20 protein-coding genes are annotated in these 22,709 nt (G+C 56.4%); 15 read left to right on the top strand and 5 right to left on the bottom strand.

The window, feature by feature from the left end; translation table 11 throughout:
* The first annotated feature begins 131 nt into the window (after positions 1-131).
* Complete coding sequence (gene ptsG, locus MX657_RS08975) at positions 132-1,565, top strand: PTS glucose transporter subunit IIBC (RefSeq protein ID WP_028012724.1); 1,434 nt, start codon at positions 132-134, stop codon at positions 1,563-1,565.
* Between the two features lie 70 nt (positions 1,566-1,635).
* Here the strand turns inward: ptsG and fhuE are convergent, their stop codons facing one another.
* Positions 1,636-3,825 (bottom strand): ferric-rhodotorulic acid/ferric-coprogen receptor FhuE, encoded by a 2,190-nt coding sequence (fhuE, locus tag MX657_RS08980; RefSeq protein WP_346808148.1) that lies wholly within the window; start codon positions 3,823-3,825, stop codon positions 1,636-1,638.
* A 350-nt stretch (positions 3,826-4,175) separates the two neighbouring features.
* Between fhuE and hinT the strand changes: the two genes are divergently transcribed.
* The 8 genes from hinT (at position 4,176) to MX657_RS09020 (ending at position 10,263) form a co-directional block, all read left to right on the top strand.
* Entirely contained in the window at positions 4,176-4,535 is a 360-nt protein-coding gene (gene hinT / locus MX657_RS08985) for a purine nucleoside phosphoramidase (RefSeq protein ID WP_006809243.1), read from the top strand.
* A gap of 1 nt (position 4,536) precedes the next feature.
* Positions 4,537-4,911, top strand: coding sequence for a YcfL family protein (locus MX657_RS08990; RefSeq protein ID WP_080327511.1), 375 nt, complete (start codon positions 4,537-4,539; stop codon positions 4,909-4,911).
* Between the two features lie 13 nt (positions 4,912-4,924).
* On the top strand, positions 4,925-5,569 hold the full coding sequence (gene lpoB, locus MX657_RS08995) for a penicillin-binding protein activator LpoB (RefSeq protein WP_217479942.1): 645 nt from the start codon (positions 4,925-4,927) through the stop codon (positions 5,567-5,569).
* A complete protein-coding gene (gene thiK, locus MX657_RS09000) occupies positions 5,550-6,374 on the top strand; it encodes a thiamine kinase (protein WP_217479791.1) in 825 nt (274 codons plus the stop codon). The genes lpoB and thiK overlap by 20 nt, the downstream gene beginning before the upstream one ends.
* 11 nt (positions 6,375-6,385) lie before the next feature.
* A complete protein-coding gene (gene nagZ, locus MX657_RS09005; RefSeq protein WP_346808538.1) occupies positions 6,386-7,411 on the top strand; it encodes a beta-N-acetylhexosaminidase in 1,026 nt (341 codons plus the stop codon).
* 34 nt (positions 7,412-7,445) lie between these two features.
* Positions 7,446-7,988 (top strand): alpha/beta hydrolase YcfP, encoded by a 543-nt coding sequence (gene ycfP, locus MX657_RS09010; protein WP_080327509.1) that lies wholly within the window; start codon positions 7,446-7,448, stop codon positions 7,986-7,988.
* 237 nt (positions 7,989-8,225) lie between these two features.
* The gene (locus MX657_RS09015) at positions 8,226-9,530 is read left to right on the top strand and encodes an NAD(P)/FAD-dependent oxidoreductase (protein WP_346808151.1); all 1,305 of its coding nucleotides are present in this window, start codon (positions 8,226-8,228) and stop codon (positions 9,528-9,530) included.
* 193 nt (positions 9,531-9,723) lie between these two features.
* The gene (locus MX657_RS09020; RefSeq protein WP_028012731.1) at positions 9,724-10,263 is read left to right on the top strand and encodes a glycine zipper 2TM domain-containing protein; all 540 of its coding nucleotides are present in this window, start codon (positions 9,724-9,726) and stop codon (positions 10,261-10,263) included.
* Between the two features lie 63 nt (positions 10,264-10,326).
* Here the strand turns inward: MX657_RS09020 and MX657_RS09025 are convergent, their stop codons facing one another.
* Positions 10,327-10,962, bottom strand: a complete 636-nt coding sequence (locus tag MX657_RS09025; protein ID WP_080327507.1) for a TetR/AcrR family transcriptional regulator — start codon at positions 10,960-10,962, stop codon at positions 10,327-10,329.
* A 244-nt stretch (positions 10,963-11,206) separates the two neighbouring features.
* Here MX657_RS09025 and bhsA point away from each other — a divergent pair, with 244 nt between their 5' ends.
* Entirely contained in the window at positions 11,207-11,464 is a 258-nt protein-coding gene (gene bhsA, locus MX657_RS09030; protein ID WP_217479789.1) for a multiple stress resistance protein BhsA, read from the top strand.
* A gap of 73 nt (positions 11,465-11,537) precedes the next feature.
* On the opposite strand, the gene ldtC is transcribed toward bhsA, so the two are convergent.
* The 3 genes from ldtC to MX657_RS09045 all read right to left on the bottom strand — a co-directional run bounded on the left by ldtC (position 11,538) and on the right by MX657_RS09045 (position 17,330).
* Complete coding sequence (gene ldtC / locus MX657_RS09035) at positions 11,538-12,503, bottom strand: L,D-transpeptidase LdtC (RefSeq protein WP_080327506.1); 966 nt, start codon at positions 12,501-12,503, stop codon at positions 11,538-11,540.
* Positions 12,504-12,660: 157 nt separating this feature from the next.
* Entirely contained in the window at positions 12,661-16,107 is a 3,447-nt protein-coding gene (gene mfd, locus MX657_RS09040; RefSeq protein ID WP_346808154.1) for a transcription-repair coupling factor, read from the bottom strand.
* 149 nt (positions 16,108-16,256) lie between these two features.
* A complete protein-coding gene (locus MX657_RS09045; RefSeq protein WP_080327504.1) occupies positions 16,257-17,330 on the bottom strand; it encodes an acyltransferase family protein in 1,074 nt (357 codons plus the stop codon).
* A 256-nt stretch (positions 17,331-17,586) separates the two neighbouring features.
* On the opposite strand from MX657_RS09045, the gene lolC reads away from it, so the two are divergent.
* From lolC to cobB, 5 genes are read left to right on the top strand one after another with little or no spacing between them, the layout of a single operon-like run.
* Entirely contained in the window at positions 17,587-18,786 is a 1,200-nt protein-coding gene (lolC, locus tag MX657_RS09050) for a lipoprotein-releasing ABC transporter permease subunit LolC (RefSeq protein ID WP_119914839.1), read from the top strand.
* The gene (gene lolD / locus MX657_RS09055; protein WP_346808156.1) at positions 18,779-19,480 is read left to right on the top strand and encodes a lipoprotein-releasing ABC transporter ATP-binding protein LolD; all 702 of its coding nucleotides are present in this window, start codon (positions 18,779-18,781) and stop codon (positions 19,478-19,480) included. Before lolC ends, lolD begins: the two co-directional genes overlap by 8 nt.
* Positions 19,480-20,724, top strand: coding sequence for a lipoprotein-releasing ABC transporter permease subunit LolE (lolE, locus tag MX657_RS09060; protein WP_346808157.1), 1,245 nt, complete (start codon positions 19,480-19,482; stop codon positions 20,722-20,724). The genes lolD and lolE overlap by 1 nt, the downstream gene beginning before the upstream one ends.
* A 54-nt stretch (positions 20,725-20,778) precedes the next feature.
* Positions 20,779-21,690, top strand: a complete 912-nt coding sequence (gene nagK, locus MX657_RS09065) for an N-acetylglucosamine kinase (RefSeq protein WP_080327501.1) — start codon at positions 20,779-20,781, stop codon at positions 21,688-21,690.
* Positions 21,691-21,704: 14 nt separating this feature from the next.
* Entirely contained in the window at positions 21,705-22,526 is an 822-nt protein-coding gene (cobB, locus tag MX657_RS09070; protein ID WP_080327500.1) for a Sir2 family NAD+-dependent deacetylase, read from the top strand.
* Positions 22,527-22,709 lie beyond the last annotated feature (183 nt).

The raw sequence follows: 22,709 nt of genomic DNA on the forward strand, positions 1-22,709 counted from the left end.
TCAGAGGGAATTATTTTACTCTGTGTAATAAATAAAGGGCGCTTAGATGTCCTGTCCACGGCACGGTACTCCCCCCGGGCCAATGCGTGAAAGCGTAAAAAAAGCACAAATACTCAGGAGCACTCTCAATTATGTTTAAGAATGCATTTGCTAACCTGCAAAAGGTCGGTAAATCGCTGATGCTGCCAGTATCCGTACTGCCTATCGCAGGTATCCTGCTGGGTGTCGGTTCTGCTAACTTCAGCTGGCTGCCAGCCGTAGTTTCCCATGTGATGGCTGAAGCAGGCGGTTCCGTCTTTGCTAACATGCCTCTGATCTTCGCTATCGGTGTGGCGCTGGGCTTCACCAATAACGACGGCGTTTCTGCGCTGGCTGCAGTGGTTGCTTACGGCATTATGGTGAAAACCATGGCTGTGGTTGCGCCGCTGGTTCTGCATTTACCGGCAGAAGAGATTGCCGCTAAACACCTGGCAGATACCGGTGTTCTGGGCGGTATCATCTCCGGTGCGATTGCAGCGTATATGTTTAACCGCTTCTATCGCATCAAGCTGCCTGAGTATCTGGGCTTCTTCGCGGGCAAGCGTTTCGTTCCGATCATCTCTGGTCTGGCAGCGATTTTCACTGGCGTGATCCTGTCCTTCATCTGGCCACCAATCGGTTCCGCTATCCAGACCTTCTCTCAGTGGGCGGCTTACCAGAACCCGGTTGTGGCGTTTGGTATCTACGGCTTCATCGAGCGTTGCCTGGTGCCATTTGGTCTGCACCACATCTGGAACGTTCCATTCCAGATGCAGATTGGTGAATTCACCAACGCAGCAGGTCAGGTGTTCCACGGTGATATCCCACGTTACATGGCGGGCGACCCAACTGCAGGTAAACTGTCAGGTGGCTTCCTGTTCAAAATGTACGGCCTGCCGGCTGCTGCGATTGCAATCTGGCACTCTGCTAAACCAGAGAACCGTGCAAAAGTGGGCGGTATCATGATCTCCGCAGCGCTGACCTCGTTCCTGACCGGTATCACCGAGCCGATCGAGTTCTCCTTCATGTTCGTTGCGCCAATTCTGTACATCATCCACGCTGTACTGGCTGGCCTGGCGTTCCCAATCTGTATCCTGCTGGGTATGCGTGACGGTACGTCCTTCTCTCACGGTCTGATCGACTTTATCGTTCTGTCCGGTAACAGCAGCAAGCTGTGGCTGTTCCCAATCGTGGGTGCGTGCTACGCCGTTGTTTACTACACCATCTTCCGCGTGCTGATCAAAGCACTGGACCTGAAAACGCCGGGTCGTGAAGATGCAACTGAAGACAGCAAAGCAGGCGCGACCAGCGAAATGGCACCGGCACTGGTTGCTGCGTTCGGCGGTAAAGAGAACATCACTAACCTGGACGCGTGCATCACTCGTCTGCGTGTGAGCGTTGCCGACGTTGCGAAAGTAGACCAGCCGGGTCTGAAAAAACTGGGCGCAGCGGGTGTGGTTGTTGCAGGTTCTGGTGTTCAGGCTATCTTCGGTACGAAATCCGATAACCTGAAAACCGAAATGGATGAGTACATCCGCAACAGCTAAGCTGTGACCTGGGGAGACTAAGGCAGCCGAATGGCTGCCTTTTTTATTGCTGTGGTTGTTGTGCCAACACTCAGAAGTCGTAGCTCGCGCTCACCGAGACGTTCAGCGGTGCGCCATAAACTACGTAAGAACCGACGTAATCGTAATACTCTTTGTCGAACAGGTTGTTGATGTTCGCCTGAACGGCAAAATCTTTGGTGACCTGATAACGGCTGAACAGGTTAACCAGCCCGTAGCTGCCTTGCTCAGCACGGTCGCGTCCAGCCGGGCCGCCGTCCACATCCGTCCACACTTTGTTCTGCCAGTTTACGCCACCGCCCACCGTCAGCGCTGGCAGCATTGGCAGTTGATAACGGGTAAACAGCTTCATTGTCGTGCGCGGCTGATCGGAACTGACAGCGTTGCCGTTCTTATCTTCCGCAATGTAGCGGGTCGCGCCGAAGGTCAACTGCCAGTTATCGGTCAGTGCGCCGTTTAGCTCGAACTCAATCCCTTTACTGACCACGCCGTCCAGCGATTCATAAATCGACTCACCGCTCGGCATGTAGGTATAGGTGTTGCTCGCCACGTTATCCTGCTCAATGCGGAATATCGCCAGCGAGGTGGTCAGACGGGTATTGAACCAGTCCGCCTTCACGCCGGCCTCGTAACTTTTGCCCGTGGTTGGATCGAGATAGCGTCCGCTGGCGTTACGCTTGTCCTGCGGCTGGAAGATGGAGGTATAGCTGACGTAGGTCGACCAGTCTTCGTTGATGTCGTAGACCAGGCCCGCGTAAGGCGTTACGTCATCTTTGGTGCTTTCCAGACGGGTGTCAGGAGAGCCCGCCGGGTTATAGCGAATGTTGTAGTTGGTGTAGCGCGCCCCGAGGATCAGGTGCAGCGGGTCGGCCAGCGAGAAGCGGGCGGAGGTATACGCTGAGGACTGGCGAATGTCGTCCTGGCTGTAGAGCTTCCACGGCGTCCACTGCGGATCGGCGATATTTCCGTTCCAGTTTTTGAAATTCCCCACGTCCACCATGCCGTACAGCGCATCCGGCATTCTGTTGTCATAGTGGTTGCGCTGTCGGCTGAAGCTGCCGCCAAACATCATCTCATGCTGGCGGCCAAAAAGATCGAAGCCGCCGCGCAGGAAGGCATCAACCGCATCCTGTTTGCGTTCACCTCTGTTCCAGCCGCCGTAGCCCACCATGCCCGCCCCGGTCTCTTTATCAGGATAGCCGGACATATACATCAGCTTGCTGTCGAAGTTGGTCTCCGCGTGCATGCCGTTGACGTGCGCTTCCCAGCCGTTATCGAAACGCTGGGTCAGGTTAGCTAAGATGCGGGTGGTGTCCTTGTCCGACCAGGCCCAGTCAGGTGCGACGGTCTGGCTGCGGTTGTAATCGGTTTTACTGCCATCGCTGTACCAGGTTGGCAGTCCGCCCCAGGTCGGGTCGGCGGTGTGGCTTTCCTGATATTCGTAGCCCACCGAGAGGGTGGTGCTGTCGGTGACATCCGCATCCACCACGCCGTAGAGGAATTTCTTCCGGTAATGATAGTTATCCACGAAGCTGTCGTTATCCTGATAACCCGTAATCAGGCGTCCCCGTACCTTACCGGACTCAACCAGCGGTGCCTGGAGATCCAGCACGTAGCGCTGCTTGTCCCAGCTGCCGTAGCTGGCAGAGACATTTCCTTTGAATTCATTGCTATCCGCATGCTTACGCACCATATTGACGTATGCCGCCGGGTTGCCCGTACCGGACATCAGGCCGGTTGCGCCGCGTACCACTTCAATACGGTCGTAAATCGCGGTATCGGCGGCGGTGTCGCCGAAGTTCCACACCTCACTGATGGAGGTTGGCAGGTCGTCATACGCGTAGTTACTGACGAAAAATCCGCGCGAGTAAAATACGGTGCGGTCGCTGTCCTGCACCTGCGCCGTTACGCCCGTGGTGTTAGTCAACACCTGACTAATGGACTGCAGGTTCTGATCGGCTATGCGCTGCTGGCTAATCACGCTGACGGACTGCGGGATATCGCGGGGAACCAGCAACAGTTTTGTACCGGTGGTGGTGGTTTTTACGCTGTAATCCCGGTCCTGACTTGCGGAAGGATCCTGCGTATTGTCAAAACCTCCATCCACGACGACGGTGTCTTCGGTTGCTGATGCAGCGAAAGCGGCGGCTGGCGTCAATGCCATAGCAATGCAGACTGCCAACAACGAAGGCGTTGCGACAGGCTGACGTTGCCCATCCCTGGTGTGATTAATGAAAGACATTATCAAACCCTTATGAACGGTGAAGAGGGTATGCGTCAGTTCCACAAATACGGGCTGACGTCGTTTTCTATGTTAAAAATGCGCATGAAAATGCAAATGCGAAATATACGCATTGCTATTAGTGCTGTAAACAGATGTGTCGACCGGAACTGAAATAATGTTTCAGCCTGTTAAGACGCGCGAGCGGTCACTCTTCAGTCAGCTGATGAATATTCAGGAAAGAATTCGGGGGAGGAGGTTGAAAGGACAGGAGAAACTCGCTCATACTCTTGAATTGTGTCACACACTCATCCAGAGAGTGTATTAACAGCGGACGCATCGCGCCAGATTAAACTAAAAAGGAAAAGGTCATGGCTGAAGAAACGATTTTCAGTAAAATTATCCGCCGCGAAATCCCGTCGGATATCGTCTATCAGGATGAACTGGTGACGGCTTTCCGGGACATTTCCCCTCAGGCACCGACACACATCCTTATCATTCCCAATATTCTGATTCCGACCGTAAACGACGTAAAAACCGAGCACGAAGTGGCGTTAGGTCGTATGCTGACGGTGGCCGCGAAAATTGCTGAACAGGAAGGCATTGCGGAAGACGGTTACCGTCTGATCATGAACTGTAATCGCCATGGCGGCCAGGAAGTTTATCATATTCACATGCATCTGCTGGGTGGACGTCCGCTGGGACCGATGCTGGCTCACAAAGGTCTTTGACATGTTTAAAGGGCGTATTGCAGCGCTGGTAATGACGTTGGCTATTGTGGGGTGCAGCACGCGCCCGGCAATTCCCGTGAGTGATGAACAGACGCTGGTGATGGAATCCTCCGTGCTGGCTGCGGGCATCACGGCGCAGCAGCCCGCGCTGACTATCAGTGAAATTAAATCTTCTGCCTCCTCTACGCTCTTTAACGAAAGAAATGAACCAGTGACGGTTCACTACCGTTTCTTCTGGTATGACGTAAGAGGTCTTGAAATGCACCCGCTGGAGGCGCCGCGCAGCGTCACTCTTCCGGCAAGGTCGTCGGTAACGCTCTATGACAGCGCCAGCTATCTGGGTGCGCATAAGGTGAGACTTTATCTTTATCTCTAAGGGGTGAACCTTGATTAAAAATATGAGCCGTTATGCGCTTGTGACCGCATTCGCGCTGTTCCTTGCAGGGTGTGTGACCCGTACAGAACAGCCAGCACCTGTGGAAGAGGCAAAGCCGGGTACCGGGCAGCCGGCACCACCAACGCAGACCCAGCCGACCGTGCCGTCTGTACCGTCTATTCCGTCACAGCCAGGCCCGATTGAACATCAGGACCAGACGTCACAGCCTGCGCCGCGCGTGCGCCATTACGACTGGAACGGCGCGATGCAGCCGATGGTCGGTAAAATGCTGCAGGCACAGGGCGTGACGGCAGGCAGCGTGCTGCTGGTCGATAGCGTGAACAACCGCACCAACGGTTCACTGAACGCGGGCGAAGCGACCGAAACGCTGCGCAATGCGCTGGCAAACAACGGTAAGTTTACGCTGGTCTCTGCTCAGCAGCTCGCGGTAGCCAAACAGCAGCTGGGGCTGTCGCCGCAGGACAGTCTCGGTACCCGCAGCAAGGCGATCGGCATTGCCCGCAACGTTGGCGCCCAGTATGTGCTGTACTCTAACGCGACCGGCAACGTGAATACCCCAGCCCTGCAGATGCAGCTGATGCTGGTTCAGACAGGCGAAATTATCTGGTCAGGTAAAGGTGCGGTTACGCAACAATGACGCCACGCGTGAAGAGATTCTGACGCGTTATTTTCCGCAGTACCGCCTTATCGCGCCGCAGGCCCACTCCGGGCTTAGCGGCGCGAGTTGCATTATAGAGCAGGGCGCGCACCGTCTGGTCTTGCGGCAGAACCACGATCCCTTCGCCCCGGCTTTCCAGTTTCGCCGTCAGTTTCGCGCTCTCAAACGCCTTCCGTCGGATCTCGTGCCTGAACCCCGATTTTTCAGACAGGGCTGGATGGCCGTCGAGTATCTGGAGGGGGAGGTGAAAAGCGCGCTGCCGGACACGCCAGCGCTTGCGGCGATGCTGTATCATCTGCATCGTCAACCGCGGCTGGGGTGGCGGGTCACCCTTCTGCCATTGCTGGAATACTACTGGCAGCAGGCTTCCCCGGACAGACGAACGCCCGGCTGGCTTGCCCAACTTAAACGGCTGCGTAAAACGGGCGAGCCGCAACCGATTCGGCTCTCACCGCTCCATATGGATGTCCATGCCGGGAATATTGTGCACACGCCAGAGGGTGGCAGGCTTATCGACTGGGAATACGCCGGAGACGGCGATGTGGCGCTGGAGCTGGCCGCTGTCTGGACGGAAAGTGAAGCCGCGCGGCAGAAGCTGATCAAAGAGTATGCCAGAGTGGCACATCTTGACGCCGACGCGCTGGAATGCCAGGTAAGACGCTGGCGCCCCTGGGTCATCATGCTGATGGCTGGCTGGTTTGAAATGCGTTTACAGCAGTCCAGAGAAAAACAATTTATTGCGCTGGCAGACGATGCCTGGCGTCAGTTACAAACAAAAGGATAAGAGAGGTGAGTGTGGGTCCAGTCATGTTGGATGTTGAAGGGTTTGAGCTGGATGCGGAAGAGCGTGAAATTCTCGCGCATCCGCTGGTGGGCGGCCTGATCCTGTTTACCCGCAACTATCACGATCCGGCGCAGCTGCGTGAACTGGTGCGTCAGATCCGCGCCGCATCGCGTAACCATCTGGTGGTGGCCGTCGATCAGGAAGGCGGACGCGTACAGCGTTTTCGCGACGGTTTTACCCGCCTGCCGGCAGCCCAGTCTTTTGCCGCGCTGCTCGGCACGGAAGAGGGGGGAAAACTGGCCCAGGAGGCCGGCTGGCTGATGGCCAGTGAAATGATTGCCATGGATATCGATATCAGCTTTGCCCCGGTACTGGATGTGGGCCACATCAGCGCCGCGATTGGCGAGCGCTCCTACCATGAGGATCCGCGTATTGCGCTGGCAATGGCGACCCGGTTTATCGACGGCATGCACGAGGCGGGAATGAAAACCACCGGCAAGCATTTCCCGGGACACGGGGCAGTGACGGCGGATTCCCACAAAGAGACGCCGCGCGACCCGCGTCCGGAAGCGGAAATTCGCGCCAAAGATATGTCGGTGTTCCGCTCGCTTATCACCGATAACAAGCTGGATGCCATTATGCCCGCGCACGTGATCTACAGCGACGTTGACCCGCGTCCTGCCAGCGGCTCTCCGCACTGGCTGAAAACCGTTCTGCGCCATGAGCTAGGTTTCAACGGCGTGATTTTCTCCGACGATCTGTCGATGGAAGGGGCGGCAATTATGGGCAGCTACGCGGAACGCGGCCAGGCGTCGCTGGATGCAGGTTGCGATATGATCCTGGTCTGCAATAATCGTAAAGGTGCCGTTAGCGTGTTGGATAACCTGTCACCGATCAATGCAGAGCGTGTTACGCATTTGTATCATAAAGGTTCATTTAGCCGTCAGGAGCTGATGGATTCGGCGCGCTGGAAGTCGGTCAACGCCCGACTTGAAGACCTGAATGAGCGCTGGCAGGCACATAAAGCCAGCCTGTAAACCCTCCCGGAAGGCGTAGCGTGGTGAGAAGACGATGATCATCTATTTACACGGTTTTGACTCAAACAGTCCTGGTAATCATGAGAAGGTGCTGCAACTGCAGTTTATCGATCCGGATGTACGGCTGATCAGCTACAGCACGCGCCATCCGAAGCATGATATGCAGCATCTGCTCAAAGAGGTGGACAAGATGCTGCAGCTCAACGTTGACGATCGCCCGTTGATCTGCGGCGTGGGGCTGGGCGGCTACTGGGCGGAGCGTATTGGCTTCCTGTGCGACATCCGTCAGGTTGTCTTCAACCCTAACCTGTTCCCGAACGAGAACATGGAAGGCAAAATTGACCGTCCGGAAGAGTATGCCGATATTGCCACTAAGTGCGTGAGCAACTTCCGTGAGAAAAACCGCGATCGCTGCCTGGTGATCCTTTCGCGTAATGATGAAGCGCTCAACAGCCACCGGGCTGCAGAGCTGCTGCATCACTACTATGAGATCGTCTGGGACGAAGAGCAGACCCACAAGTTTAAGAACATCTCCCCGCACCTCCAGCGCATTAAGGCTTTCAAAACGCTGGGCTAAACCACAGCCTGACACCTCAGTAACCCGGTCGCGAACGCGCACCGGGTTTCTTTTTGTCCAGAATTGTCTACTTTTAAGCCATCAAAACTTGATGCATATCAATTTTGGTATGACCAATGCGCCTGACGTGGTATTCTCAATGCACCTGAATGGTTTCAGTGCTGTAACCTGTTGTTAATTAAGGGTTATTTTTATAACTTTTAATTAACAATTGGTTAATAATTTGAGGGGGTCACGTTGACTACGCCATTGAAAAAGATAGTGATTGTAGGCGGTGGTGCTGGCGGGCTGGAGCTGGCCACACAGTTGGGCAAGAAGCTGGGTCGCGGTAAAAAAGCCAAAATCACGCTGGTGGATCGTAACCACAGCCACCTGTGGAAACCGTTGCTGCACGAAGTGGCGACCGGTTCACTGGATGAGGGCGTGGACGCGCTGAGCTATCTGGCGCACGCGCGCAACCATCATTTCCAGTTCCAGCTGGGCTCGGTGGTGGATATCAACCGTGAAAGCAAAACCATCACTCTGGCCGAGCTGCGTGATGAGAAAGGCGAGCTGCTGGTTCCCGAGCGCAAGCTGGCGTATGACACGCTGGTGATGGCGCTGGGCAGCACCTCCAACGACTTCAACACGCCGGGCGTGAAAGAGCACTGTATCTTCCTCGATAACCCGCACCAGGCGCGTCGTTTCCATCAGGAAATGCTGAACCTGTTCCTGAAGTACACCAGCAATCTGGGTGCGAACGGCAAGGTTAATATCGCGATTGTCGGCGGCGGCGCGACGGGTGTAGAGCTCTCCGCAGAGCTGCACAATGCGGTGAAGCAGTTGCACAGCTACGGTTACAAAGGGTTAACCAACGACGCGCTCAACGTGACGCTGGTAGAAGCGGGCGAACGCATCCTGCCTGCGCTGCCTCCGCGTATTTCCGGTGCGGCGCACAATGAACTCACTAAACTGGGCGTGCGCGTACTGACGCAGACCATGGTGACCAGCGCTGACGAAGGTGGCCTGCACACCAAAGACGGCGAGTACATCAAGGCGGATCTGATGGTCTGGGCGGCAGGTATCAAAGCGCCTGACTTTATGAAAGATATCGGTGGTCTGGAAACGAACCGCATTAACCAGCTGGTCACCGAGCCAACGCTGCAAACCACGCGTGACCCTGAAATCTTCACTATTGGTGACTGTGCCTCCTGCGCACGTCCTGAAGGGGGCTTCGTGCCGCCGCGCGCGCAGGCCGCGCACCAGATGGCAAGCCTGGTGCTGCATAACATTCTGGCGCAGTACAAAGGCAAGCCAATGAAAGCCTATGTCTACAAAGACCACGGTTCACTGGTATCGCTGTCAAACTTCTCTACCGTCGGCAGCCTGATGGGTAACCTGATGCGTGGCTCCATGATGGTGGAAGGGCGCATTGCACGCTTTGTGTATATCTCCCTGTACCGTATGCACCAGATCGCGCTGCACGGCTACTTCAAAACCGGGCTGATGATGCTGGTGGGCAGAATCAACCGCGTGATCCGTCCGCGTCTGAAGCTGCACTAATCTTTCACTCCCTCCGGGCCCTCCGGAGGGAGTTTTTAGCATTTCATGCTGCAGATCACAGTTTGATTGCTTAAGAGTTCTCCTAAACACGATATATCTCTCCTCAATGTCCACTTTTTGATCCTTTGTCTTATTGGCGAAGCCGTGCCTCCATTGCAAAATTGTTACCAATAGCAACAAAGGAGGAAGTCCCGTGAATAAATCAATGTTGGCGGGTATAGGGATTGGTGTCGCAGCTGCGTTAGGTGTGGCTGCCGTTGCCAGTCTCAACGTATTAGATCGCGGCCCGCAGTATGCGCAGGTGGTTTCTGCTACTCCAATTAAAGAAACTGTGAAAACCCCTCGTCAGGAGTGCCGTAACGTCTCCGTGACCCATCGTCGTCCGGTACAGGATGAAAACCGTATTGCCGGCTCTGTTCTGGGCGCGGTAGCGGGCGGGGTGATTGGCCATCAGTTTGGCGGCGGTCGGGGTAAAGATGTCGCGACTGTGGTCGGCGCGCTGGGTGGCGGCTATGCCGGTAACCAGGTGCAGGGTGCGATGCAGGATAACGATACCTACACCACAACTCAGCAGCGCTGTAAAACCGTCTATGACAAGTCGGAAAAAATGCTGGGCTATGACGTGACGTACAAAATTGGCGATCAGCAGGGCAAAATCCGCATGGATAAAGACCCGGGCACCCAAATTCCACTGGATGGAAACGGCCAGCTGGTACTGAATAACAAAGCGTAAAAAAAGATGTTCTCTGAACTTAGCTCCTCAAGCGCTCAGGCTGAGGAGCTTTTTTTTTTTGCGTCAGATTTTCAGCAGTTCAGGCCACAGGCGCAGCGTGGTATCGCTAATATTCTGCAGTTTTTCCAGCGTCGCCCCTTCACGGGCGCTGATCGACATTCCCTGCAAAATGCAGCTCAGATACTGCGCCAGCATCTGAGGCTGGCAGTGCGCGGGAATTTCACCGCGCTGTTGACGCTGGGCCAGAAATGCGCTGAGCGTCTCCTCCTGCATCGCATGACGCGATTTCACCGTTTTGGCGATCTCTTTTGACGATGCCGCCAGGGTGGCTGAGGTGTTAATCATAAAGCAGCCCGCAGGCGTCTCTTTACTGGTGAAGCAGGTGGCGACGGCGGTGAAGTAGTCCCGTAGCGCCTGTTCCACGCTTTTCTCTTCACAAAAAAGTTGGGCTTCGTGTTTCGCCGCAAAGCGGGAAATGTACCTGTCCAGCACCGCTCTGAACAGCCCCTCTTTATTGGTGAATTCCGCATACAGCGTCGGCGCTTTGGCTCCGGTCGCTTCGACCAGATCGGAAAGCGAGGTCGCTTCATACCCGTATTGCCAGAAGAGCGTCATGGCCTTATCAAGCGCGGCATCCCTGTCAAACACTTTTGGTCGGCCACGGCTTTTCTTCGCACAACTCGTGACGTCGGTTGTCATTTGCCGTTGGTCCTCTGTTGGTTTGTTGAATAACCATTATAAAAATAAACGCTACCCATCACCAGCGCAGAATGCTTAAAAATAAATTAATCATATATGTATGAAAAATAACAACTTTAAAATTTAATTAATGTTCGTTATAAAATTATGTTGACGCGTGAGCTGGATCACATTTATGATTTACCTATCGATCGTTAACTAAATAGATAACGACCTCCAAATTCATCTGCCAAAGGTAAACATCATGAAAAACGTAAAAACCCTCATCGCTGCTGCTGTACTGAGTTCACTCTCTTTCGCAAGCTCTGCTGCTGTACAGGTACAATCCACCCCAGCTGACCAGCATAAAGTTGGGACGATCTCTGCCTCTGCCGGGACTAACCTGGGTTCACTGGAAGATCAGCTGGCACAAAAAGCGGAAGCAATGGGTGCAAAATCTTACCGCATCACCTCTGTGACCGGTCCTAACACCCTGCACGGTACCGCTGTTATCTACAAATAAGCCGGGCATAAACCCTCATTTATGCCACTGCAATGAAAAACGCCCTGCTTAGCAGGGCGTTTTTCTTTCTGTATTACATCGACTGTTGGGGGACATCATGGTGCCGGGTAACATCGGTCGGCATGCCAGACCGGGCTTCCATCGCGCGCTCCATCACCAGGCTATCGGTATTCGCGTTCGTTTTGAAGCTCACCATCGCGGCATTGAGGTTAATGGGTAACGTCTGCGGATCGTCGCCGATATTTTTCGATAATGGCTGGTGAATCTCAACCAGCCGCACGCCGCCTGGCTCCTCTGAGACCTTAATCGGCGTGTTGATAATATTCACCTTCGTTCCCGGCGTAACAACGTTAAACAGCGTTTTGATATCGTCATCGCGCAGACGAATACAGCCGGAGCTGACGCGCATGCCGATGCCAAAATCCGCGTTCGTTCCGTGCAGCAGGTAAACACCGCCGTATGCGGCCAGGCGGATCGCGTGGTGACCCATCGGGTTATCCGGGCCTGCCGGAACCACGGCAGGAAGATCGATACCCTGGGCCTTATAGCGGGCGCGAATGTTGGCCGTCGGGGTCCAGGTTGGATTCGCACGTTTATCTGAGACGGTGGTGACCATTGTCGGCGTCAGCGTATCGCCGCCCAGCTGACCAATGCCAATAGGGTAGACGGTCACTTCTTTTTTGCCCGGCGGATAATAATAGAGACGCAACTCCGCAAGGTTAATCACGATCCCCTCACGCGGGGCATCCGGCAGGATAGTCTGTAATGGTATGGTCAGTACGCTGCCCGCGCGCGGGACGTACGGGTCGACGCCAGGGTTCGCCTGCAGCAGAGCCAGAAAACCGACGTTATATTTTTTGGCTATCGCTTCCAGTGAACCACCATTGTTTTCAACCACATGAAAGCGGTTTTCGCCTACGACCTTGCTGCCGGGCGGCGGCAGGGGCCAGGTGTTTGCCCGCGCAGGAAGCGCAACTGCGACGGTGGCTGCCAGCGCAAACAGGGTTATCCAGCGGGTAAAACGCGAAGAGGTCATCATCACTATAATCCATATAAATGATAGGGTTATTGTTTTATAAGGCGTTAATGATAATTATGGCGAATGGGTGTGTCGGGAAGATCGGGTGAAGTGCAAAGAGTTTGTAAATTGTCCCCCGGCAGCACTGCGCTAACGGGGGGGGGGGGGGAAGGGCGAGTTACGCGATCGCGTTCTCTTCCAGCTGACGCATAAAGTTACGCACCCAGTCCATGCGGGTTTTGCGCTCCGTCAGCTCCTGGGTAAATTTCAGACGCGTTGGACCATCCAGACGGAAATGCTGCGGCTGTTTTTGCAGCAGACCGATCAGCCACATCGGGTTGACATGGTTCTTCTCGGCAAATTCTATCACGCCGCCTTTTTCGTTGCCTTCAAGCTTACGAATCCCCAGCTTCTGCGCCTGCTGACGCAGGCGCGCGATATCCAGCAGGTTACGCGCCGCATCGGGCAGCAGGCCGAAGCGGTCGATCAGCTCCACCTTAATCTCTTCCAGCTCGTTTTCACTCTTCGCACTGGCAATGCGTTTATAGAATGAAAGACGGGTATTCACATCCGGAATGAAATCGTCCGGCAGCAGGGAAGGCATTCGCAGCTCGACCTCGGTCTGCTGGCTGGTAAGATCCTCCAGAGACGGCTCGCGCCCGGCCTTCAGGGCATCCACCGCGTTTTCCAGCAGCTCCATATAGAGCGAGAAGCCGATGGTTTCCATGGAGCCGCTCTGGTCTTCACCCAGCAGTTCGCCGGCACCGCGGATCTCCAGATCGTGCGTGGCCAGCGCGAAGCCTGCACCGAGATCTTCCAGCGAGGCGATGGCTTCCAGGCGCTTTTGCGCGTCGGTGGTCATCGCTTTTGGATGCGGCGTCAGCAGCCAGGCGTAGGCCTGATGGTGAGAACGCCCGACGCGGCCTCGCAGCTGGTGAAGCTGGGCCAGGCCAAAGTGATCCGCGCGTTCAATGATGATGGTGTTCGCGGTCGGAATGTCGATTCCCGTTTCGATGATGGTAGTACACACCAGCACGTTAAAGCGCTGGTGGTGGAAGTCGTTCATCACCCGCTCCAGCTCGCGCTCGCGCATCTGTCCGTGACCGATGGCAACACGCGCTTCCGGTACCAGTTCCGCCAGCCTGTCGGCGGCTTTCTGGATATTTTCGACGTCGTTATACAGGTAATACACCTGGCCGCCGCGCAGCACTTCACGCAGGATCGCCTCGCGCACCACCAGATTGTCATACTCGCGGACAAAGGTTTTCACCGCCAGACGACGTGCCGGCGGCGTGGCGATAATCGACAGATCGCGCATGCCGCTCATCGCCATGTTCAGCGTGCGCGGGATTGGCGTGGCGGTCAGGGTCAGAATGTCGACGTCCGCGCGCATCGCTTTGATGCGCTCTTTATGGCGCACCCCGAAGCGGTGCTCTTCGTCGACGATCAGCAGCCCCAGATCTTTCCACTTCACGTCGCTTTGCAGCAGCTTGTGGGTGCCGATCAGAATATCGATCTTTCCTTCGCTTGCCTGTTCCAGAATCTGCGTCTGCTCTTTGGCGCTGCGAAAACGCGAGAGCATCTCAATGCGCACCGGCCAATTGGCGAAGCGGTCGCGGAAGTTGTCGAAATGCTGCTGAGCGAGCAGGGTGGTTGGCACCAGCACCGCCACCTGCTTGTTGTTTTCCACCGCAAGGAAGGCGGCGCGCATCGCCACTTCGGTTTTGCCGAAGCCGACGTCGCCGCAGACTAAGCGGTCCATCGCCAGCGGCTGGCACATGTCGCTCAGCACGGCGTTAATGGCCTGGGCCTGATCCGGCGTGGTTTCAAACGGGAAGCTGTCGCAGAACAGCTGGTACTGTTCTTTGTCGTGCTTAAAGGCGAAGCCCTCTTTGGCCGCGCGCTGGGCGTAGATATCCAGCAGCTCGGCCGCCACGTCGCGCACCTTCTCTGCCGCTTTCTGACGCGCGCGTGCCCAGGCGTCACCGCCCAGCTTGTGCAGCGGCGCATTCTCTTCGGCACCGCCCGCGTAGCGGCTGATCAGGTGCAGGGACGACACCGGCACGTACAGTTTGGCGTCGTTGGCGTAGGTCAGCATCAGGTACTCACCTTTTATACCGCCCGCCTCAAGCGTGGTCATACCCTGATAGCGACCCACACCGTGTTCCAGGTGAACAATCGGCTGGCCTGGATGCAGCTCGGCCAGGTTGCGGATCAGAGTGTCCGGGTTGATGGTCCGACGGCTGTCCTGACGGCGGCGCGCGACGCGCTCGCCCAGCAGGTCGCTTTCGCAAATCAGCGCCAGGTTGTTGAGCGTGTCAATGAACCCGTGCTCGGCGGCGCCAATCATCAGGTAACGACCGTTGCCGGTCGCTTCGCTCAGGCGAAGAATACGCTTCGGTGCCACCTTTATGCGTCCCAGAAGTTCACCGAGCGCCTCGCGGCGGCCCTCACTCTCAACGGAGAACACCACCGGCCCGGTAAAGGACTCCAGGAACTTGCGAAGATTATCCAGCGGAGATTTCTGCTGCGCCTGAACGGACAGGTCCGGCAGCGTGCGGAAGGCGAGGTTGGTGTTGGCGGCCTTATCGGCAAGCGAATCGGTTTTCAGCTGCATGCGCGGCCAGCGCTTAAGCTCGGCGTTGAGCTCGTCGGTGCGCAGCCACAGCGCTTCCGGCGGCAGGAGCGGACGCATCGGGTCAACGCCCCTGTTTTCGAAGCGCGCGCGGGTTTCGCTTTCAAAGCGGCTGGCGCTGGCGTCGATATCCCCGGTGTTAACAATCAGCGTATTTGCCGGGAAGTAGCTGAACAGGGCAGGCAATGGCTCGCTGAAGAACAGCGGCTGCCAGTATTCGATCCCGGCCGGAAGCGTACCCTTGCTGACCTGCTGATAGATATGTTCGGCATCACGCTTCACGTCGAACCTGTCGCGCCACTGGCTGCGGAACAACTCGATGGCGGTTTTGTCCGTCGGGAACTCGTGGGCAGGAAGCAGATTGATCGATTCCACCTCTTCGAGCGTGCGCTGGGTGTCGGCGTCGAACACGCGCAGGCTGTCGATTTCATCGTCAAAGAAATCCAGACGATACGGCTGGTCGCTGCCCATCGGGTAAAGGTCGAGCAGCGCGCCGCGGGTGGCGTATTCCCCGTGCTCCATAACCTGATCGACATGGCGATAGCCTGCACCGTCAAGCTGCGCGCGCAGGGCATCGCGCGACAGGCGCTGGCCTTTTTTCATCACCAGCGCGTGACCGTGCAGATAGCTGTGCGGGCAGACGCGCTGCATCAGGGTATTCACCGGCACAATCAGCACGCCGCGCTGCATGGTCGGGAGTTGATACAGCGTCGACAGGCGCGAGGAGATAATCTCCTGATGTGGAGAGAAGCTGTCATACGGCAGCGTCTCCCAGTCGGCCAGACTGAACACCAGGCTATCGGTGAACTGGCGAATTTCATCGTGCAGGCGCAGGGCATTTTGCATATCCGGGGCAACCAGGATCACCGGGCCAGGATGGCGCTCAGCGATTTCTGCCACCAGCGTGGCGCAGGCCGCGCCTGTGAGTTCGCCGAGCTGGCGCTGGTCGCCCGCTTTGACAGGCAAGGAATAACGATCGTGTTCAGGCATGGCTATGTCAGAGTCTCTTATGGATATACCAACAGTATTGGGGCATATCACTGATACGCAATGTCTTTATTATCCTCGATCGTTTTACATAAGCAAATCGTAACCGCACAGCAGGGCTAAACGCCCCCAATACGGGGGCGGAGCGGGCATTAACGCGTAGAGGGTGACAAGGTCTGCGTAGAGGGCGGAGAGAAGAAAACGTCCCCAAACAGGGCAGTGGAAAGTTTACGCACCCCGAGCCCGGCAAGGGTACAGATCAGCAGGCTGGCAAACGGATAGACCAGGATTAAGCACAGTTCGGCCCAGACCGGCCAGTAAGCGGCATTCATCTCGCCAATCAGGAACAGACTAAACGCCTCAATTAAGATGCGGTGGGTGGTATAAATCGCAATGGTGTTTGAGCCAATCACGTTCAGCAGGTTGTTCGGGTGAACGGCATAGCGCTGCTCGAGGCTGTAGAACAGCTTCATGATCAGCACAATCGACAACAATGAGAGCAGCAGCGGAACGTTAGCAAACCACAGCACCACGGAGACGGCGGCGAAAGCGCCGGTTGCCAGCCAGATGCGGCGCAGGTTGACGCTTTTCATCCACGCCATCAGCTCTGCGCCATACCACGCCCCGAGGCTGTAGTAGATCATGTTGCGTACCACGCTGTTCATTCCCCACCACGGCAGCGGCAGGAAGTTGATCGCGATGCTTGCCAGCGCCAGCAGTGCCAGTACCGGCAGCTTCCAGCGGCTCAGCAGTTTACACAGCGTGAAGTAGACCACCAGGGCGTACAGATACCACAGGCTGGTGCTGGCGGTGACCATCCCCAGCACAAATCCTGAGAACGAGTCGGCGTAGGCCGCGTTCGACGAGGTGGCAAGCTCACGCTCGGGTGCCAGCCAGGCGTTCAGGTGAGTCAACGCCTGCCATTGCAGGACGCCCCACAGCGCCAGCACCCAGACAATGCTCCAGATCCGTTTATCGAGACTGGTGCGCCAGTCCACCTCATCAATATAGCGACGGATCAGATAGCCGGAGATAAAGAAGAAGACCGGCATCCGGAACGGGGCGAGATAGAGGTTAAAATAGACCCAGCATTTCGCCAGGAGCCCAGATAGCGGGTGTTGCAGCCCGCTCAGATGCGGGTAGAAGGTGATGACCGAATGATAGATAACCACCAGGCAGATACACAGCCCTTTTATCTGGTTAATCCATAATGCTTTTTGCTTCATTGTTTGCGACTACCTTATTGCCATAAACGAACGAGCAATTGTTGTTAAACGGAACCGGGATGTAACGGGTAACAGTCTGTATCAGGTCGTTTTTCGGAAAAGGTGGAGGCTGCGAGGCGAGGATTCATCCAATAGCACGCTGATTTATCTGAATTTATCGGAAAAATGATTACCAAAGCTTACGGTTTCAGTCATTTACCCTTAACGGATTCGCTTATATACTCGTGGGTCTGCTATCAGCAAACAGACGGATTTCATGTATCAACCTGTCGCACTCTTCATAGGCTTACGTTACATGCGTGGGCGCGCCGCGGACCGCTTCGGTCGCTTTGTCTCCTGGCTTTCGACTATTGGCATTACGCTTGGCGTGATGGCACTGGTGACGGTGCTTTCCGTCATGAACGGCTTTGAGCGCGAGCTGCAAAACAATATCCTGGGGCTGATGCCGCAGGCCGTTCTCTCATCCACCAGTGGTTCGGTTAACCCGCAACAGCTGCCGGAAAGCGCGGCGAAGTTACAGGGTGTCACGCGCGTTGCGCCCTTAACCACTGGCGACGTGGTGCTGCAAAGTGCCCGCAGCGTGGCGGTCGGCGTGATGCTGGGTATCGATCCGGCACAAAAAGACCCGCTGACGCCGTATCTGGTCAATGTGAAGCAAACCGATCTCGAAGCCGGTAAATACAACGTCATCCTCGGCGAACAGCTTGCCGGGCAGCTTGGCGTCAACCGTGGCGATCAGCTGCGCGTCATGGTACCGTCCGCCAGCCAGTTTACGCCAATGGGGCGCCTGCCGAGCCAGCGCCTGTTTAACGTGATTGGGACCTTTGCCGCCAACAGCGAAGTTGACGGCTATCAGATGCTGGTGAACATTCAGGATGCGTCGCGCCTGATGCGTTACCCGGCGGGGAATATCACCGGCTGGCGCCTGTGGCTCGATCAGCCGCTGAAGGTCGATACCCTCAGCCAGCAAAAACTGCCGGACGGCACCAAATGGCAGGACTGGCGCGAGCGTAAAGGCGAGCTGTTCCAGGCCGTGCGCATGGAGAAAAACATGATGGGGCTGCTGCTGAGCCTGATCGTCGCCGTGGCTGCCTTTAACATCATCACCTCGCTGGGCCTGATGGTAATGGAGAAGCAGGGCGAGGTCGCCATCCTGCAAACCCAGGGGCTCACGCCGCGCCAGATCATGGCGGTGTTTATGGTGCAGGGGGCCAGTGCCGGTGTCATTGGCGCGTTGCTCGGCGCCGTGCTGGGGGCATTGCTTGCCAGCCAGCTTAATAATTTGATGCCGATCATCGGCGCGCTGCTTGACGGCGCGGCGCTGCCGGTGGCTATCGAGCCGCTGCAGGTGGTCGGTATTGCGCTGGCCGCGATGGCCATTGCGCTGCTTTCTACGCTTTATCCTTCCTGGCGCGCTGCCGCCACTCAACCCGCTGAGGCTTTACGTTATGAATAAGATCCTGTTGCAATGCGACAACCTGTCCAAACGCTATCAGGAAGGCGCTGTGCAAACCGACGTGCTGCACAATGTGAGCTTTAGCGTGGGGGAAGGCGAGATGATGGCGATTGTCGGCAGCTCCGGCTCCGGCAAAAGTACGCTGCTGCATCTGCTGGGCGGGCTGGATACGCCAACCGAGGGCGACGTAATTTTCTCCGGCCAGCCGATGAGCAAAATGTCCTCGGCAGCGAAGGCCGAGCTGCGCAACCGCGAGCTGGGCTTTATCTACCAGTTCCACCACCTGCTGCCGGACTTCACGGCGCTGGAAAACGTGGCGATGCCGCTGCTGATTGGCAAAAAGAAACCGGCAGAAATTAACGCCCGCGCCAGCGATATGCTGAAAGCGGTAGGGCTGGGCCACCGTGGAAATCACCGCCCGTCGGAGCTTTCCGGCGGTGAGCGCCAGCGCGTGGCGATTGCCCGGGCGCTGGTCAACAACCCGCGTCTGGTACTGGCGGATGAACCCACCGGTAACCTGGACGCGCGCAATGCGGACAGTATCTTCCAGCTCCTGGGCGAGCTGAATGCCTCGCAGGGGACCGCCTTTCTGGTGGTGACCCACGATCTGCAGCTGGCAAAGCGCATGGGTCGCCAGCTTGAGATGCGCGACGGCCATCTGAATGCGGAACTGACCCTGATGGGAGCAGAGTAATGGCGTCACCGTTATCGTTACTCATCGGGTTACGCTTTAGCCGCGGCCGCCGTCGCGGCGGCATGGTCTCGCTCATCTCCGTCATTTCGACCATCGGTATTGCGCTGGGTGTGGCGGTCCTGATTGTGGGCTTGAGCGCCATGAACGGCTTTGAGCGCGAGCTGAATAACCGCATTCTGGCGGTGGTGCCGCACGGGGAGATCGAGCCGGTTAACCAGCCGTGGATCAACTGGAGCGATGCGCTCGCTAAAGTTGAAAACGTACCGGGCATTGCCGCAGCCGCGCCCTACATCAACTTTACCGGGCTGGTAGAGAGCGGGGTAAACCTGCGCGCCATTCAGGTTAAAGGGGTTAATCCGGCGCAGGAAGAGCGTCTCAGCGCGCTACCGAAATATGTCCAGAACGGCGCGTGGACCAACTTTAAGGCTGGCGAGCAGCAGATCATCATGGGTAAAGGCGTTGCCGATGCCCTGAAGGTGAAGCAGGGCGACTGGGTGTCAATCATGATCCCGAACGCCAGCGCCGATCACAAATTACAGCAGCCCAAGCGCGTGCGTCTGCACGTTACCGGTATTCTTCAGCTGAGCGGTCAGCTTGACCATAGTTTTGCGATGGTTCCGCTGGAAGATGCGCGCCAGTATCTCGACATGGGCGACAGCGTGACGGGCATTGCCATTAAGGTGAACGACGTCTTTAACGCCAACAAACTGGTGCGTGATGCGGGCAGCGTCACCAATAACTATGTTTACATCAAAAGCTGGATCGGCACTTACGGGTATATGTACCGTGATATCCAGATGATCCGCGCGATTATGTATCTGGCGATGGTGCTGGTGATTGGCGTGGCGTGTTTTAATATCGTCTCAACGCTGGTGATGGCGGTCAAGGACAAGAGCGGCGACATCGCCGTGCTGCGTACTCTCGGGGCAAAAGACGGTCTTATTCGCGCCATCTTCGTCTGGTACGGTTTGCTGGCGGGGCTGTTTGGCAGCCTGTGCGGCGTGGTGATTGGGGTGGTGGTTTCCCTGCAGCTGACGCCAATCATCAACGGGATTGAAAAGCTGATCGGCCACCAGTTCCTGTCGGGTGACATCTATTTTATTGACTTCCTGCCGTCTGAATTGCACTGGCTGGACGTTTTTTATGTGCTGGTTACAGCACTTTTACTGAGTCTGCTGGCAAGCTGGTATCCGGCGCGTCGCGCAAGCCGAATTGATCCGGCGAGGGTATTAAGTGGCCAGTAATTACGTCATGGTGTAGCGGTCCTGAGGCCGCTATGTCAGAAAGAGGAATGCATTATGTATTATGGATTTGATATTGGCGGCACCAAGATTGCGCTCGGCGTGTTTGATAAAAATCTCAAACTGCAGTGGGAAACCCGCGTTCCGACGCCGCGCGAAAGCTACGACGAATTTTTAACCGCTATTGCCGCGCTGGTGGCGCAAGCCGACGAACGCTTCGGCGTGAAAGGCAGCGTCGGCATCGGTATTCCGGGGATGCCGGAAACCGATGACGGCACGCTATACGCCGCGAACGTGCCTGCGGCCAGCGGTAAACCGCTGCGCGCCGATCTCTCCGCTCTCCTTGAACGCGACGTGCGTTTAGACAACGATGCCAACTGCTTTGCCCTCTCTGAAGCCTGGGACGATGAGTTCCGCCGCTACCCGCTGGTGATGGGGCTGATCCTCGGCACGGGCGTCGGTGGAGGGATTGTCATCAACGGCAAGCCGATTACCGGTCGCAGCTACATCACCGGGGAGTTTGGTCATATCCGTCTGCCGGTGGATGCGCTGGAGGTGGTAGGGCGTGATTTCCCGCTGACCCGCTGCGGCTGTGGCCAGCATGGCTGCATCGAGAACTATCTCTCAGGACGCGGGTTTGCATGGCTTTATGAACACTTCTATCATCAGAAACTTGAAGCCCCTCAAATCATTACCCTGTGGGAGCAAGGGGATGCGCAGGCGCGTGAGCACGTCGAGCGCTATCTGGATCTGCTGGCGGTGTGTCTGGGGAATATTCTCACGATCGTCGACCCGGATCTGCTGGTGATCGGGGGAGGGCTGTCAAACTTTACTGCGATTACGGAACAGCTGTCCGGGCGTTTGCCCCGACATTTATTGCCGGTCGCCCGCGTGCCGCGCATTGAACGCGCGCGACACGGGGACGCAGGAGGCATGCGCGGAGCCGCATTCCTTCATCTTACCGATTAGTTTACGAGGTTTTTATGCTGTCGCGTCGCCAGGGTCGACTCAGCCGTTTTCGCAAAAATAAACGCCGCTTGCGTGAGCGCTTGCGCCAGCGGATTTTTTTCAGAGACAGAATGATGCCAGAAGCGATGGATAAACCCAGAGTGGTGGTGCTGACCGGGGCGGGGATCTCCGCCGAGTCAGGAATTCGTACCTTCCGTGCGGCGGACGGGCTGTGGGAAGAGCACCGTGTAGAGGACGTGGCGACGCCGGAAGGCTTTGCCCGGGATCCTGACCTGGTGCAGGCGTTTTATAACGCCCGCCGTCGCCAGCTTCAGCAGCCTGAGATTGCGCCAAACGCGGCGCATCTGGCGCTGGCGAAGCTGGAAGAGGCGCTTGGCGATCGTTTTCTGCTGGTGACGCAGAATATCGATAACCTGCACGAGCGGGCCGGCAACAAGAACATCATCCACATGCACGGTGAGCTGCTCAAGGTTCGCTGTGCCTGGAGCGGTCAGGTGCTGGACTGGAAAGAAGACGTGCTGCCAGAGGACAAGTGTCACTGCTGCCAGTTCCCTGCGCGCCTGCGCCCGCACGTGGTCTGGTTTGGCGAAATGCCGCTGGGCATGGATGAGATCTACAGCGCGCTGGCGATGGCCGACGTATTTATTGCTATTGGCACCTCTGGTCACGTCTACCCGGCGGCCGGGTTTGTTCACGAAGCGCGACTGCACGGCGCGCATACGGTAGAACTGAACCTGGAGCCGAGCCAGGTGGGCAGCGAGTTTGAAGAGAAGCACTATGGCCTGGCAAGCGCGGTCGTGCCGGAGTTTGTCGACAAGCTGCTGAAAGGGCTGTAATAGCGATAGCCTGAACAAGCACCCAATAAACGGGTGCTTTTTTGTTTATAAAAGCGCTGCAAAAAAGGCTATTACCATTCGCAACAAGATAAATATAATTCCCGTTAATTAGTGTGGATGCTTTTATTTTGTGCATTCAATCAAAATAGCGCTTAATAATGCTCGTTATTGTCGTGTAGAAAG

The organism is Enterobacter chuandaensis (assembly GCF_039718975.1).
GTDB lineage: Bacteria > Pseudomonadota > Gammaproteobacteria > Enterobacterales > Enterobacteriaceae > Enterobacter > Enterobacter chuandaensis.